The organism is Methylomonas sp. MS20 (genome assembly GCF_050275925.1).
In the GTDB taxonomy this organism is placed as follows: Bacteria; Pseudomonadota; Gammaproteobacteria; order Methylococcales; family Methylomonadaceae; genus Methylomonas; species Methylomonas koyamae_A.
On record NZ_CP189962.1, the window covers coordinates 1534809 to 1549723 of the forward strand.

The 14915-nt window shown below is 54.6% G+C and carries 13 protein-coding genes; 9 read left to right on the forward strand and 4 right to left on the reverse strand.

Features of this window, described 5'->3' with window-relative positions:
• Window positions 1-2: 2 nt before the first annotated feature.
• The 6 genes from ACQE3D_RS06690 (at window position 3) to ACQE3D_RS06715 (ending at window position 8058) form a co-directional block, all read left to right on the forward strand.
• Window positions 3-1790, forward strand: coding sequence for a DUF2341 domain-containing protein (locus tag ACQE3D_RS06690; RefSeq protein WP_313728617.1), 1788 nt, complete (start codon window positions 3-5; stop codon window positions 1788-1790).
• Window positions 1791-1874: 84 nt separating this feature from the next.
• Window positions 1875-2279 (forward strand): ExbD/TolR family protein, encoded by a 405-nt coding sequence (locus ACQE3D_RS06695; RefSeq protein WP_071155059.1) that lies wholly within the window; start codon window positions 1875-1877, stop codon window positions 2277-2279.
• 6 nt (window positions 2280-2285) lie between these two features.
• Window positions 2286-2945: an energy transducer TonB family protein gene (locus ACQE3D_RS06700; RefSeq protein WP_313728616.1), complete on the forward strand. Its 660-nt coding sequence runs from the start codon at window positions 2286-2288 to the stop codon at window positions 2943-2945.
• Window positions 2946-2963: 18 nt separating this feature from the next.
• Entirely contained in the window at window positions 2964-4673 is a 1710-nt protein-coding gene (locus ACQE3D_RS06705) for a putative porin (protein ID WP_168033661.1), read from the forward strand.
• Window positions 4674-4682: 9 nt separating this feature from the next.
• Window positions 4683-5315, forward strand: a complete 633-nt coding sequence (locus ACQE3D_RS06710; protein WP_313728615.1) for a hypothetical protein — start codon at window positions 4683-4685, stop codon at window positions 5313-5315.
• A gap of 355 nt (window positions 5316-5670) precedes the next feature.
• Window positions 5671-8058, forward strand: coding sequence for a tetratricopeptide repeat protein (locus tag ACQE3D_RS06715; protein ID WP_313728614.1), 2388 nt, complete (start codon window positions 5671-5673; stop codon window positions 8056-8058).
• A 174-nt stretch (window positions 8059-8232) separates the two neighbouring features.
• On the opposite strand, the gene ACQE3D_RS06720 is transcribed toward ACQE3D_RS06715, so the two are convergent.
• The 4 genes from ACQE3D_RS06720 to ACQE3D_RS06735 are packed head-to-tail and all read right to left on the reverse strand — an operon-like array spanning window position 8233 to window position 12709.
• Window positions 8233-9009 (reverse strand): CpsD/CapB family tyrosine-protein kinase, encoded by a 777-nt coding sequence (locus ACQE3D_RS06720; RefSeq protein ID WP_168033655.1) that lies wholly within the window; start codon window positions 9007-9009, stop codon window positions 8233-8235.
• An 18-nt stretch (window positions 9010-9027) separates the two neighbouring features.
• The gene (locus ACQE3D_RS06725) at window positions 9028-10773 is read right to left on the reverse strand and encodes a lipopolysaccharide biosynthesis protein (protein WP_313728613.1); all 1746 of its coding nucleotides are present in this window, start codon (window positions 10771-10773) and stop codon (window positions 9028-9030) included.
• A 1-nt stretch (window position 10774) separates the two neighbouring features.
• Entirely contained in the window at window positions 10775-12043 is a 1269-nt protein-coding gene (locus ACQE3D_RS06730) for a hypothetical protein (RefSeq protein ID WP_168033653.1), read from the reverse strand.
• Window positions 12044-12067: 24 nt separating this feature from the next.
• Window positions 12068-12709, reverse strand: a complete 642-nt coding sequence (locus ACQE3D_RS06735; protein ID WP_313728612.1) for a polysaccharide biosynthesis/export family protein — start codon at window positions 12707-12709, stop codon at window positions 12068-12070.
• A gap of 219 nt (window positions 12710-12928) precedes the next feature.
• On the opposite strand from ACQE3D_RS06735, the gene ACQE3D_RS06740 reads away from it, so the two are divergent.
• From ACQE3D_RS06740 to ACQE3D_RS06750, 3 genes are read left to right on the forward strand one after another with little or no spacing between them, the layout of a single operon-like run.
• A complete protein-coding gene (locus tag ACQE3D_RS06740; RefSeq protein ID WP_313728611.1) occupies window positions 12929-13291 on the forward strand; it encodes a HopJ type III effector protein in 363 nt (120 codons plus the stop codon).
• Window positions 13292-14347: an NAD(P)/FAD-dependent oxidoreductase gene (locus ACQE3D_RS06745; RefSeq protein WP_313728610.1), complete on the forward strand. Its 1056-nt coding sequence runs from the start codon at window positions 13292-13294 to the stop codon at window positions 14345-14347.
• Window positions 14325-14909, forward strand: a complete 585-nt coding sequence (locus tag ACQE3D_RS06750) for a class I SAM-dependent methyltransferase (protein ID WP_313728609.1) — start codon at window positions 14325-14327, stop codon at window positions 14907-14909. Before ACQE3D_RS06745 ends, ACQE3D_RS06750 begins: the two co-directional genes overlap by 23 nt.
• Window positions 14910-14915: the final 6 nt, after the last annotated feature.

Consider the following 14915-nt stretch of genomic DNA (forward strand, 5'->3'; position numbering starts at 1 on the left):
ACATGAAGCGGATAGTCCTGGCAGTATTGACCTTGTTGAGTTTATCGCAGCCGGCCCTGGCGTGGTGGAACGACGATTGGGGTTACCGGAAGAAAATCACCCTGGATGCCAAGCAATTGCAGCAGGAAGGCGTCAAGCCGGTCGGCGAGGCTTTGATACCGGTACGGCTGCATACCGGCAATTTCGGCTTCTTTACCGATCTGGGCGAAAACGGCAAGGATGTGCGCTTTATCGCCGGCGACGACAAAACCCCGCTGAAGTTTTACATCGAGAAAATCGATGCGATCAACGAGATGGCGCTGATCTGGGTGAAATTGCCCAAGGACATCGCCAATGCCGACGAGCCGGCGATCTGGATGTATTACGGCAATCCCAAGGCCGTGGACGGCCAGGACGGCGCCGGCTTGTTCGATGTCGCCCAAGGTCTGGCTTTCCATTTCGAGGCCGATGCGGTCAAGGATGCCACCGCCTACGCCAGCCAACCGAGTAGCGCCGGCTCCAGCCGGATCGAGGGCGGCGCGATCGGCGACGCGGCGGGGTTTAACGGCGGAGCGGTCATCAAGGTGCCGGCCACGCCGGCGATCCAAACCGCGACCGATCCCGGCTGGACGCTGTCGATGTGGGTCAAGATCGATCAGCCGCAGGCCGACGCGGTCATATTTCAACGCGATAAATTGACTTTATCCGTTAGAGGTCAGGCGCCGGTCTTGCAAGTGGCCGGCAAGGAATTCGTCAGTCCGGCCGGCTTGAATCTGGCCGCGTGGCAGTTGTTGGCGGTGACCGGCAACGCTGGCGGTTACACCTTATATGTCGACGGCAAGGCGGTCGGCAACGTACCGGCGACGGTGACTGCGCTGGACGGCGAGTTGGCGATCGGCGCCGCGCTAGACGGTAGCCGCGGCTTCGTCGGCGCGCTCGACGAATTCGGCATTGCCAAAACGGTGCGCGACGGCAACGCCTTGCGCTTCACCGCCTTGTTGCAAGGCCAAAACTCCACGTTGTTGAGTTACGGCGAGGACAGTACGCCGGACAGCGAGGAGGGCGGCGAGTCGTATTTTACCGCGACGCTGAACAACGTGACCGTGGACGGCTGGGTGGTGATCGGCATCCTGATGGTGATGTTCGTGATCAGTTGGCTGGTGATGATTGCCAAGGCCATCGTGCTGGGCCGGACCCAGTCCGAAAACAAAAAGTTCGAAGCGGCCTTCAGCCGGTTAGGTCAGCGCGATATTGCCACGTTGGACCACGCGGACGAAGACGGTCAAAGCGACTTCGACGAGTCGCCGTTGCTGTTGTCGTTGACCGGTCATCACGCCGCGTTCGCCGGGTCGTCGATCTACCGGGTCTATCACGTCGGCGTGCAGGAAATGAACAAGCGTCTGGCCAAGGCGGTCGGCGCCGATGTCGCGGACCGAGCGTTGTCGGCGCAGGCGCTGAACGCGGTCAAGGCCTCGATGGACGGCGCGCTGGTCCGCGAACTGCAAAAACTCAATTCGCAAATGGTGTTGTTGACCATCGCCATCTCCGGCGGACCGTTTCTGGGGCTGCTCGGGACCGTGGTGGGAGTCATGATTACGTTCGCGGCGATCGCGGTCAGCGGCGAAGTCAACGTCAACGCCATCGCGCCGGGTATCGCGGCTGCGTTGACCGCGACAGTCGCCGGGCTGGGCGTCGCGATTCCGGCCTTGTTCGGATACAACTATTTAGGTAGCCAGATTAAGGTGATTACCGCCGATATGCAGGTGTTCGTCGACGAGTTCGTCGCCAAATTGGCCGAACAGCATAGCTGACCACCCATTCGTAGGGTACGCATTGCGTACCTTGCAATTTAGCCGGTACGCAATGCGTACCCTACGAAAACGCGAGAAGTTTCCATGAAAGTTCAAGAAGAAAATGCCGCTTACGACGAGATCAACATCACGCCGATGCTCGATCTGGCTTATGTGCTGTTGGTGGTGTTTATTTTGATGACCACCGCGGCGGTGCAAGGCGTGCAAGTTAACCTGCCTAAGGCCAGTAATACGCCCAGCCTGTCCAAGCCGCAAACTAAAGCGATTACGGTCACCGCCGACGGTACGATTTTCTTGGATACGTTTCCGGTGACGATGGAACAGCTGGAATCGACCTTGTTGCAATACAAGGCCGCCAATCCGGAACTGCCGGTGGTCGTCAAGGGCGATGCCACGGTGCAATATCAAAGTGTTGTGGACATTCTGGCCTTGTTGGGCCGCTTGGAAATCACCCAGGTCGGCTTGGTAACGCAGAGTTTGGTCAAGTAACGTCTTATGTCCGGACACAAACATTGGCGGGTGTATATCCCGCGTCTGATCGGTTTTGCGCTGGCGGCCTTGGCGATCTATTACATCGTCAAGGTGATCGGCGAGTTCATCAACGAAAAGCCGGCGCGCGGCGAAAAGAAGATTCAGCCGATTACCTTGCTGAAACCGCCGCCACCGCCCCCTCCGCCGCCCAAGGTCGAAAAGCCGCCCGAGCCGGAAATCAAGGAAAAAATCGAGGAGCCGGAGCCCGAGCCGGAAGCCAAACCCGAGGAAACGCCGCCCGACGAAGCGCCGGCCCGTGATTTGGGTTTGGATGCCGAAGGTTCGGCGGGTTCCGACGGGTTTGGGCTGGCGGCGCGCAAGGGTGGTACCGGCCTGTTCGGCGGAGGCAGTCCCTACGCCTGGTACGGCGGCTTGATCAAGAGCGACATCACCAACTTACTGAGTAGTCACGACGATTTACGGCGCAAGGGTTATACCGCCATCGTCAAAATTTGGCTGAAGTCGGATGGGTCGGTTGAACGTCTGGAATTGGCGAAAGGCAGTAACGACGCGGAGATCGACGAATTGCTGACGCGCTCGCTGGAGAAATTCAAGCGCGTCGCCGAGCCGCCGCCGCCCGGCATGCAGCAACCGATCAAGTTAAAAATTTCATCACGACTATAAATCTAAACAGGTAGATCCATGGCGAACAAAAAACGGCTGATGGCCCTGGCATTGTCCGGGCTGATCGGCACGGCGCAGGCCGGCGAAAAGGAGGAGTTGCTGAAGCTGCGAAACACCACCACCAATTTGATCAAGCAATTGGTCAAGCAGGGCGTGATTACCGATAAGATGGCCAATGAGATGATCAAGCAGGCCGAGGTCGACGCGGAGCAACAGGTGGCGCAAGCCAAGGCGGCCGGCGCCAAGGAAGCTGTGCCGGCCGACGAGGTCAGGGTGGCCTACGTACCCGATTTCGTCAAGGACGAGATTCGCCAGCAGGTGCGTAGCGAGCTGCGTGAAGAAGTCGTCGGCGACGTGATGCAAAAAGCCAAGAACGAACAATGGGGCTTGCCGAACGCATTACCGGAATGGACTAAGCGTTTCAAGCTGTCCGGCGACATTCGCTTGCGTTCGCAGCATGAGTATATGGCCCAGGACAATATCGCCGACTCGTATTTTAACTACCAAGCCTTGAATGACGCTGGCGGCTTCACCAATGCGCAAGATAACTTAACGTTGTTTCAAAACTCGACCAATGATCGCCAGCGTTTCCGCGAGCGCTTGCGCTTGGGTATAGACGCTAGTATTACCGATAGCGTCAAGGCTGGTGTGCGTTTGGCGACCGGTAACCAGCGCGATCCGGTTTCAACCAACCAGACCTTGGCCAATTTTGGTAATCGTTACGAATTCACGGTCGATAGAGCTTATCTGCAGTACGACGGGGTTGACGACAACAAATTCAAGTGGCTGACCTTGAGCGGTGGCCGGATCAAGAACCCTTGGTATACCGGCGGCGGCGAATTCAGCGGTGGTAGCGAGTTGGTATGGGATACCGATTTGTCGTTCGAGGGTTTTGCCGCCACGGTCAGGCAGCGCCTGGGTGGCTCGGACAGCTTACTGGAGAATACCGATCACTCGGATTCGGTGTTTATAACGGCAGGCGCGTTTCCGTTGCAGGAAACCGCGTTCAGCAACGATAAATGGCTGTTCGGCGGTCAGGCCGGTCTCGAATTGGGATTCGACAACCAAGATAGTTTGAAGTTGTCCGGCGCGTATTTCGATTATGTGAACGTCGAGGCGAACCAAAACACCTCGACCACATTTACTTGCGATAACAATACTGCGGCTAATAACGCTTCGAGGCCGAGTTTCTTGCAAGGAGGCAATACGTACGCGACGATCTGCGCGGAGGGCAACCGTAACGACCTGGCGTCGCGAACGGGTTTTCCGGCCATGGTCGGCTTAGCCTCTGACTTCAACATCGTCAATATCAACGCATCCTACGATATGGCGGTGTTTGCGCCCTACCACCTAAGGTTTAGCGGCGATTACGCGAAAAACATCGGCTTCAACAAAGCTTTAGTTAGCGCTAGATACGGTTTGCCGGTCGATGAAAAAACCAACGCCTGGCAATTTCGCGCCGACTTCGGCTGGCCGAAAGTGGAAGTGGCCGGCAATTGGAACGTGTTCGCGGCCTACAAATACGTTGGGCGCGACGCGGTGTTGGATGCCTTCACCGATTCGGACTTCCATTTGGGCGGTACCAACGTCAAGGGCTGGTTCGTTGGCGGCAATTACGGCCTGATGAAAAACGTCTGGCTGACCGGCCGCTGGCTCAGCGCCGATATGATCAGCGGTCCGCCCTGGGGTATTGACGTGTTGCAGATGGACATCAATACCCAATTTTAGGAGGCTGGCATGGGATCGGCAATGAAAACGGGTTTGATGGCGGCCATTCTAGCCACGACGGTCGTTGGCGCAGCGCAGGCGGCACCGCGCGAAGCCAAGGGGGATAGCGCGGCGGTGTTGAAGTTGCAGGCGCTGGTTAAAAGCTTGACAGGCGAACGCGACGCCGCGCAAGCCGATGCGGCCAAACTTTCCCAGGAAATCGACCGTTTGAAAAAGGAGAAATTGGCGGCGCAGGCGGCCAAGGACGAATTGAGCGGTGCGTTGGCGGCCCAACGCAATGCCGTCGGCGATGCCAAGCAACGTTTGGATAGGTCCCAAGCCGCGTTACAGGACTGGCAAGACAAACATCGTCAGCTCAGCCAGACTCAGGCAGACTTGACCAAACAGTTGAACGTTTCGCGCGGCAAGCAGCAGGATGTCGAGCAGCATTTGCAAGAATGCGCCAGGCGTAACGTTAAACTTTACCAAGCCGCCAGCGAGTTGCTGGAGCGCTATCAAAATCGCGGTACCTTGACCGCGCTGGTCGGCGACGAACCTCTCTTGCAATTCGACAAAGTCGAAATGGAAAGTCTGGTACAAGATTACCAAGACAAGTTCGACGCGGAAAAGCTGAATTCTGACGAGTCGCAGTCCGGGCGTTAGTCCCGAGGGCAATACTTTCGGGCCGGTTTTATCCTGTAGCGATAGCGGCTCGCGAGGAATTGCATTTATTCTCAGGTCAGCCGCTTATGCTGGCTAGGCGCCGGCACGGGTGGTGATGAGCGACGGTATGGCTTGGCGTTCGATACCGTCGGTTTGCCGACTTTGGCGCCAAAATCCTCATGCAAATCCCCTGCCGCTTTACGCCGTTGCTGGGTGCGTCATCATGTCGCACCCAGCAACGCACGGTTTTTGCCGATTCCGGCACTGCTTGACCTTGCAAATACGTTAAAATTTGAACAGGCACCTTCACTTGCCGGCAGTTATTCATCAAACGCAGGAACTAGCGAGATACGCAATGACGACAAAAACAACCTTTTTAAAGACTCTGGGCATTGCGGTGCTGACCACGGGCTTGGTAGCCTGTAACGGCGCCGAAGAGCGTAAAGCCAAATACATGGACGAAGGTAAGCAGTTGCTGCAGGCCGGCGATTTCGAGAAAGCCCAGCTTGCTTTCAAAAATGTGTTGCAAATCGATCCCAAGGATTGGGAAAGCCGTTATCAAATGGCCGAGGCTCTGAGCAAGCAAGGGAAAATTGAAAACGCTTTCAAGGAATATAGTACCGTTGTCGCCAACAGTGAAAATCATGTAATGGCGCGCGTTAGGGTTGGCCAGCTGTTATTACTGAATCGGGCGGTGGACGAAGCTGAAAAAATGGCCGGCGAAGCCCTGGCGAAGCAACCGGACAATGTCGAGGCCTTGGTGTTGTTGGCGGGCGTTCAGGCGGCGAAAAACAATGACGACACCGCGATTGCCACGATCGAGCGTGCGTTGAAACAGAGTCCGGACGACGTGTCGGCCACGCTGATGATGGCTTCGATTCAAACCAAATTGAATCAAGTCGATAAGGCTATTGGTTTGCTCAAGCAAGCCAGTGAAAAGAAGGCCGACAGCGTGCCGTTGCGCAGCATGCTGGCCGGCCTTTACGCCAAATCCGGCCAACTCGGCGAAGCCGAGACTTTGCTGGCTTCATTGATCAAACTTGAGCCGCAACAACTGCAGCATTACCGAACCTTGGCTTTGTTCCAAGTCAGTACTCAGCAACTGGATAAAGCCGAGGCGACATTGCGCGACGCGGTTCAACAGCTCCCGGACAACGATACCGCCAAATCCTATTTGGTGGATTTCTTGCTTGAAAAGCGCAGTCCGGAAGTGGCAACCGCCGAGTTGTTGCCGATGATCGAAAAGAAACCGGACGCTTACGATTTGCGCTTCAAACTGGCCAACATCCAGCTAGGGCAGAAGCAAGTCGATAAGGCCGAAGCCACGTTAAAAGAGGTGGTCGAGCTCGATAAACTGGGAGCCAGCGGTATCAGTGCCCGCAACAAGTTGGCCGCGTTGTATTCGATGACCAAGCGCGTCGATGAAGCGAAGGTCTTGAACAAGGAGGTGTTGGACAACAATCCGCGTGATGCCGAGGCGTTGACCTTGCGGGGCCAATTCGCGCTGAACGACAACAAAATGCCGGAAGCGATTTCCGATTTCCGTTCGGTACTGGTCGATCAGCCCAACAATATTGCGGTCTTGAAATTGCTGGCCGCGGCACATCTGCGTAACAATGAAGATGAACTGGCTAGGGAAAACATGGAAAAAGTCGTCGCGGCGGCTCCCGCCGACGAGGTCGCGCGCATGGATTTGGCAGGCTTGTTCATGAAGGCGGGTCGGCAGGATCAAGCCAAGCAGCAGTTGGAAGCGTTGATCAAGGCCAACCCTAAAAGTTTGAAAGGTTTGGAAGCATTGTTTAAGTTCGAACTCAGTCAAAAGCACTGGGATAAAGCCCAGGATGTCGCGACCCAGGTACAGCAACTATCCGATAAGGATGCCACCGGTTTTTATATGTCGGGATTGGGTTATCAGGCTGAAAACAAACTGGAGGCCAGTGTCGAGGCCTTTCAAAAAGCCTTGGACCGCAAACCCGATGCCATCGAGCCGCTAACCGAGATGGTCAAAAGTTTGTTGGTGTTGAAGCAACCCGAGAAGGCGGTCGCCAAACTACAGCAAGTCATCAAACAGCAGCCCGACCATTTCGTCGCTTACAATTTGCTCGGCGGCGTTTATTTGAACCAACAAAAATTCGCCGACGCCAAAGCCATTTATCAAAAGGCGTTGACGATCAAGCCGGAGTGGTACAGCCCGTATCGGAACTTGGCGCTGATCGAACTCGCGCAGAAGAATCAGCCTGAAGCCGAAGCGATCTACCGCAAAGGTATCGAAAAAACCAACGGCGCGTTGGAACTGGTCGACGACTTGGCGCGGCTGATACACCGCAGCGGTAATCACGAGAAGGTTTTGGCTCTCTACGAAGAGTCTTATAAAGCCCATCCGGATTCGGCGGTGGCGGTCAATAATTTGGCCAGCTACATTTCCGATTTCGCGGCGACGCCCGAGAATTTGCAGCGCGCCGAGAAAATGGCCGAACCTTTGGCTAAGGCGAACAACGCGAACTTGCTGGATACCGTCGGTTGGATTGCTTACAAACAGGGTAAGTTCGACAGAGCCAAGGAGTTGTTGCTACAGGTTGTCGAGAAAGCGCCGAATGCCGCGATCAGCCGCTACCATTTAGGTATGGTGTATTTCAAACTGAACGATACCGTTAATGCCAAGGAGCAATTGCAAAAGGCGGTGGACGGTAAGGTTGAATTCGACGGCTTAGCGGAAGCCAAGGAAACGTTGGCGAAGCTTTAAACCGGCAAGTCGCCAAACTAAAAAGGCTAGTTCCGTTGGGAACTAGCCTTTTTTATTGTTTGATGGTCTGGAAAGTTTCTTTAGCCGATCGGGTTTAAAGTGTCGGAGCGGTAAGTTGCGCCTAAAACCGTAATCGACTCGAAAGTCATTTCAACGAGCTTTAAAGCGCGGCATTCAGACTTGTTCGAAAGAGAGTGTCTCGTCGGTGGCTTTATTGAATACGCTGCCGAGCAAGTCTATGCCTTTCAGCAAATTTGCGGCGTGTTTTAGCTCCTCGGTTTTGGTATGTCCTTCGTCAACGACCAGCAACACGCAATCGACGTAGGGCGAGAAACCCAAGGTGTCGTCGTGCGACAGTATCGGCGGCATGTCGAATATGATAATCCGCGACGGATAGCGGCTTTTCAGTTCGTTAACCAGACGAACCATTTTCGGAGAACGCAACATCTCGGTCGAATTGAACAGCGGTTTGCCGGCCGGCAAAACCACTAGGCGTTCGATACCGGGGTTGACCAGCATCGTGCTCAATTCGCTGTCGTTGAGGAGATAGTCGCTGAGGCCGGCGCCTTGTGGAAAGCCGAACAACTGATGCTGGCTGGGATTTTGCAAATTGGCGTCCACCAATAATGCGGTGCGGTCCAACTCCATCGCCATGCTGATGGCTAGATTGGCGGCGGTGAGGCTATTGCCGGTTCCGGAGCCTGTGCTGGTGATGGCTACGGTTTTCCATTCCATCGCATCCATTTGCTGCAAGCAACGGGTGCGCAGCATGCGATAGGACTCCAGCCATTTGCCCTGAGGGAAGGCGGATATGATCCGATTTTGCTTGAGCAGGCGCTCGTCGGCTTTTTGTACCTTGGTTTGGGTGTAGGCGATGTTGACTTTATCGCTAGGCAGCCCGGCGGCCGGGTTTGCGGTATTTTTATCCGCTAAATTTTCGATGGAGTTCATGGCGGGTTCCCTGGTGTTTTAAGCGTTGCCCGCGACGCGCAGCAGTTTGTACCAAAATACGTCGAGCGGCATGACGATGAAATGAAATGCGATTAACGCGGCAAGACCGGCGCCGATCGCCGCGATAATCAGAATTAACCGATGCTTGCTTTGCTGTTGTTTCTCCTGCTGGCTTTCCAAATACGGTATCGTAGCCAGCGGCTCCGAGCCTAGAATCGCCGCGACGGCCTTTGGGCTATTGATTGTGGAATCCACCATTTCAGTTAACGCAACGGCGCCGAAACCGCAGGCGCCAGCGAAGACTATGCCCAGCACCAAGATTGCGATGCGGTTGGGGCTAAAGGGCTCCAGCGGCTCTTGCGGCGGGTCGATCAGGGTAAAGCGCTCGCCCTTGCGTTCTAATTCCAATTGTTGCGAGATTTGCGCTTCCATCTCGCGGGCGCTCACTTCGCGGTAGCGCAGATTGGTGTTGTCCAGTTCTTGGATCAAATCGCTGTATTCCTTTTCGACCAAAGGCGCTTGGCGCAGGCTACTACGCAGATCCTCCATTTTGGTTTGGATTTTTCCGCGAGTGTAATTGAGCGATTCGATTTCGGTATTGACCGAATCAAGCTGCGATTTCAATGTGATATAGGCCGGATTGTCCGGTTTTAGCGAAACATTGCTGTAGCCCGACGATTTAGCTTCCACCAGGCTTTGTTGCAACGCGGTGATCTGCTTCTGCAATTTTTGTACATCCGGGTGTTTCTCGGAGTATTGCTTCAATAGCAGGGCTTGCTCGGCTTTTTTGTCGGTCAGCTCGGCGTTCAATTTGTTAAGGTCGTCGTTAGAGCCGATTTCTTTCTGTAAGGAATCGATTTCGCGCTTGATTTTAATGACGTCCGGATGGCTTGCGGAATGGGTCGATAAAACCGAGGGATATTGCGATTGCAGTTCCTTCAAACGGTCTTTCATATCGAAAACCCGGTTGCCGGTGGCATTGACCGCCAGCGCATTGGGATCGAGTTGAGCCAGTTCGCCCTCCAGATAAAAACGCCGGTCATGTAGCGAGCGCTCCTGACTGTCCAGCGACAATAGTTGGTTACTTAGGGACGTCAGTTCTTGTTGGTTCAGGGCGCTAATTTGCGGCAATTGATTCAGGTTTTTTTCCTTGAAGTTAGCCAAGGCATTTTGAATTTCCTGGATCTTGACCTTCAGGCGCTTGGATTCCTCACTGAGGAACATCGCGGCATTTTCAGCGGATTCGGTACGCGCTTTGATGTTTTCTTTCAAGAACAACGACGTCAGTTCGTTGGCGACTTTTTGCGCCAAAACCGGCGAACGATCATCGAATGTCAGCGTAAAGGCGATCGTCGCTTGAGTGGGTTTTCCATTACGTTGGTCGGCCACGTCGGCGCTGATGGTTTCGACCTTAATTCGGCTGCGCATTTTCTCCAGGATTTTTTCTTCTGGTTCGCTCTTGCGGTTGTCGGCATAGAGATCGTACTTTCTAATGATTTCCGACAGGTTGGGCCGGGTCATGATGCGCTGGCTGATAATTTGAATCCGCTGGTCGGCGAAGGTTGTCACAGTCGAGCGTACTAAGTCGACCGGAATTTCCTGGGCTTCGATCAAAATCGTGGAAGTCGAGCGATAGGTGGCCGGCAAGGCTACGGCGAGAACGGCGGCGATACATGCAATGATCAGGAAGGGAATATATAAAAACCGCCTGCGCCGCTTGATGATTTTTAGGTAGTCCTTGATGTCGAGGGTTTGATTGTCCACGCTATTTCACCTGACGATTGATTTGCGGTTGATAAGAAAATTGTAGTTGTACGCTGTTGCCTATCGAAGTCTGATTTTCGGACGCGAAGGAGCGGTCTCGATAGGTATAAGACAAATCAAGGTCGATATCCTCGGTCCAGCGCCAGCGTAAATTCGGGGAGATGGTTAAATAGGTTCGGCTAGTATTGGTGTTTGCCGAGCTCAGAGTCGACTGAGACTCCGAGATCAAGTAGTTCGCGTTAAATCCGGTGCTGAGGCGCTCAGTTAAGTTGTATTTGCTTCGCAACCCGAATGTAGTCGATTGTTGTTGGGTGCCGCTGCTGGCCGGGTTCAATTGCTGGCCGGCCGATAGGTTAAAGTTGCCCCAATCTTCTGCATGAGTCAGGTTGGCGGAGAACACATGCCCGATTTTGCTGGAAGATTGCGAGAACGCGCTGCCGGGGATGGTTAATCCGCGGAGCTGATTTGCGCTCGACGTTTGAGTATTGGTGTCCCTCAGACCGGCCGACAGCGAGACTTGAGTGGCTTCGTCAAAGGTGTATTGCATGCCCATTTGATAGGTAAGCGTTTGAGACCCTTGTGAGTACGCTCGAGTGAAGGTGGGTAACAGTGGGTTTATCGGCGAATTGCTGCTCGACTTGAAGTCCGCGTAGCTCGTGGACACGTTGGCGGAGAGCCGCTCGCTAAAATTGTGCACGGCAGTTAACGAATATTGAGTATTATCGTAATCGGAATACCGAATCGCGTTGGTCAGATTTGGCTTGCGATCGAAGGCCACTTCTACGTAAGCGAAACTGAACTGTAGTGTGTCTTTCTCTGTCAGGCTGTAGCTAATGTTAGGGGCGATTGATTTGGTATTACGCGGCACTTGAGTTTGTACATCGCCGGAGCCGGTTAGGTCCAACTGGGTGTTGATCGACGATTCTTCGGCATAATTGGCCGAGATGTCGGTTTTAAAGCGCTCGCCCTTGAACAAGTGATTGATGTCCGCAATCTTTTCGGAAAAGTCCAACTCCGAGTTGCCGTGGTAAATTAACTCATTCCATCTGAAGCTGGATTTCAATTCGTTGTCGTCGGCCAAATACCCAAAGGTCAGGCTGGGCGAAACGGTGCTGATCCAATTGTCGCGGCTAGGCTTGGGCTGCATGCGCAAGTTGTCTTCATAGCGTTCCTTGAGCCTGAAATCGGGTTGCAGCAGTAATTCGAGAGCATAACTGCCGGCTGGACAAAGCGCCATCGCAGTTACCAGTAAATCCTTTTTGATAGTCATAGATAGTCGTTTCTATCTAGGTCCTTAAGGTACGGTAACAGTGTCTCCGGGTTCCAGCAGTATGTTCTGTTCCAGATCTTCGCCATCGATGACATCGCCGTAGTCAAAAGGAAACACTTGGATTTCATTGCCGTTTCTGCGCAAGATACTGATAGAGCCTTCCTTCGCAAAAATCGACAAACCGCCCGCCAAACTGAGTGCTTGCAGAACGTCCAGGCGCCGGCCGGAAAACACTTGACCGGGTTTGTTGACCTTGCCGATAACGAACACTGAATTACCTTGATTGTTGAGCAGCTTGACGCTGACCGACGGGTCGGAGATGTAATCGGCCAGACGAGCCGTCAGATTGTCCTTCAATTCGGAGATGGTTTTGCCGGACGCGGCGACGGTGCCGATCAGCGGGAATACGATGGTCCCGTCGGGAGCGATCAGGATCTGCAATTGTTGCAAGCCTTCTTCCTTCCACACCGTGACTTCCAGGGCGTCGCCGGGAGACAGTTGGTAAGCCGCGTAGTCGGTGGTCTCGACGATGACGTTGGGTGCTGGCGGCGGGGTTGGGCTAACGGCCGGTTCGCTCGGAATCGCGGTGGCTTGGAGTTCGGGCTCGGCGCGGGTTACCGCCGGAAAAAGCAGACAAAACGACAAAAGAGTAATTACCTGTTTCAAAATGTTTCCCTTATGATGTTATTGAGGTTGCGATCCGTACGGTCCCGACAATTCTACGCCGCCGTCGCGGATTGTATGGACAAAATGTAACAGCAATGCGTCTTGGATAAATTTAGCCGGTTGCAGCGCGAATGGCTAGATATTTCATTCAATTATAATCTTTTATGCCTGCGTTTTGGGCGATATGGTCTCTAATTGTCTCAACTATAAAGGAGTTTCATGAGTAAGCCAATGATGCTTAACGAATTTTTACTGAAGATTCGAGATGACCAACCGGTGACATTTCAAGATTCGATCACCGTGATTTCGGAAAATTATCACTACCAGCCGACCGAATTCAGTAACGGGTCAATAGAGCCCTTGCTCAATCGCGCCGGGCAAAACGAAGGGTCGTGTAAGCTGTTTGCGTTCGGCGCGTTGCAGGGTTTGACGGTAGAGCAGACCTTGAGTTTGTTCGGCGATTATTATCGCAAGGACGTACTCGAACACCCGGATGGCGACGATCATCAAAATATTCGCCGTTTCATGCGCGACGGTTGGGACGGCATCCGCTTTAGCGGAGAGGTCTTGACGGCCAAATAAGTGAAAATCGACGTTTTGATCGTCGGTCAGGGTTTGGCCGGCAGCCTGCTAGCCTGGACTTTACTGCGGCGCCGGCTGCGCGTCGTGTTGGTTGACGACGGTCGGGAGAGCGCGTCGAAAGTCGCGGCGGGTTTGATTAACCCGATCACCGGTCGGCGCTGGGTAAAGGCGGCATATCTGTCGCAGATGTTGCCGGCGGCGATGTCTTGCTACCAGGCGTTGGCGAATCACTTTGGGCAAGCGTTTTTCGTCGAAATGCCGATGTTGCGGCTGTTGCGGGATGAGCGCGATCGTCAGCGGGTGGTCGCTCGGCTGGAAGACCCAATATACGAAGGCTTTCTGACCTTCGACGCAACTTTGCCCGTAGGCTTGCGATCGCCGTTTGGCGCGGTCCTGCAAACTAGCACCGGTTTTTTAAGGACCGAGGCTTTGTTGGGGCAAATTCGCGAAGCCCTGCTGGCGATGGGCGTTTATCGTACGGCCGAGTTCGATTGTCGGGAAATCGCGTTGGCATCCGAACTTCGCTGGCGAGAGCTGGCTCCGCGCTGCATCGTATTCTGCGAGGGACATCGCGCCCGTTTTAACCCGTGGTTCGGCGGTTTGCCGTTTCAGCCGGCCAAAGGCGAAATTCTGACCGGCGTAACGACAGGGCCACTGCCGGAGACCATGTTGCATTACCGGCATTGGTTGGTGCCGGTGGGCGATGGACGTTTTAAAACCGGCGCGACCTACGATACCACGCAACTGGACGCGGTTCCGACCGAAGCCGGCAAGCAAGCGCTGCTGGCTGACTTAAGGAACGTGTACCCCGCGTCGGTCGACATTCGAATCGAACAGCATCGGGCCGGTATTCGCCCGACCACGTTGGACAAGCAGCCATTTCTGGGATGTCATCCCCGGCACCGGAATCTCTATATATTCAACGGTTTCGGCAGCAAGGGTAGTTTGACCATTCCCTGGCTGGCCGAACGCTTTGCCGACTTTTTGCAGCAGAAGGCGGATTTGCCGGCTTGGTGCGACGTGTCTCGATACCATGACTCGCATTTCCCTGGTTGAGCGCGCGCACGCCCTGGTGGGCGAATGCGTTAAGCCCGGCGACGTCGTCGTCGACGCAACGTTGGGTAACGGTCATGATGCCGCATTTCTGGCGCAATGCGTCGGAGCGGGCGGCACGCTGTTCGGATTTGATGTGCAAGCGCGCGCTTTGGAAAACACTCGGTCGCGCTTGCGCGAGGACGGTTTTCAAGGGCGGGCGGCGTTGACGCTGGCGAGTCACGCCGAAATGGCGGTTCACATTCCGCCACAATGGCACGGCAAGTTGGCGGCGGTGATGTTCAATCTCGGTTATCTGCCGGGCGGCGACAAAGCGGTCGTCACGACGGCGGCAGCGACGTTAACCGCTTTGGAAACGGCTTGTCGCTTGTTGGCCTCCACCGGGATCTTGACGGTATTGGCTTATCCCGGTCATCCGGGCGGGGATATCGAAACCGAACGGCTGACAACGTGGTGCCATGCGCTGGACCCGGCCGGTTTTGCCGTCGAACGGGTTGCCAGTGGATCGGACAAGCCGACTGCTCCCCGGCTTTTTGCGATTCGAAAGCGAGTCGATCTGATATGATTGCGC

Coding starts and splice junctions, on each gene's coding strand:
- ACQE3D_RS06690 (WP_313728617.1), top strand. CDS start 3: ATGAAGCGGATAGTCCTGGCAGTATTGACCTTGTTGAGTTTATCGCAG.
- ACQE3D_RS06695 (WP_071155059.1), top strand. CDS start 1,875: ATGAAAGTTCAAGAAGAAAATGCCGCTTACGACGAGATCAACATCACG.
- ACQE3D_RS06700 (WP_313728616.1), top strand. CDS start 2,286: ATGTCCGGACACAAACATTGGCGGGTGTATATCCCGCGTCTGATCGGT.
- ACQE3D_RS06705 (WP_168033661.1), top strand. CDS start 2,964: ATGGCGAACAAAAAACGGCTGATGGCCCTGGCATTGTCCGGGCTGATC.
- ACQE3D_RS06710 (WP_313728615.1), top strand. CDS start 4,683: ATGGGATCGGCAATGAAAACGGGTTTGATGGCGGCCATTCTAGCCACG.
- ACQE3D_RS06715 (WP_313728614.1), top strand. CDS start 5,671: ATGACGACAAAAACAACCTTTTTAAAGACTCTGGGCATTGCGGTGCTG.
- ACQE3D_RS06720 (WP_168033655.1), bottom strand. CDS start 9,009: ATGAACTCCATCGAAAATTTAGCGGATAAAAATACCGCAAACCCGGCC.
- ACQE3D_RS06730 (WP_168033653.1), bottom strand. CDS start 12,043: ATGACTATCAAAAAGGATTTACTGGTAACTGCGATGGCGCTTTGTCCA.
- ACQE3D_RS06740 (WP_313728611.1), top strand. CDS start 12,929: ATGAGTAAGCCAATGATGCTTAACGAATTTTTACTGAAGATTCGAGAT.
- ACQE3D_RS06750 (WP_313728609.1), top strand. CDS start 14,325: ATGACTCGCATTTCCCTGGTTGAGCGCGCGCACGCCCTGGTGGGCGAA.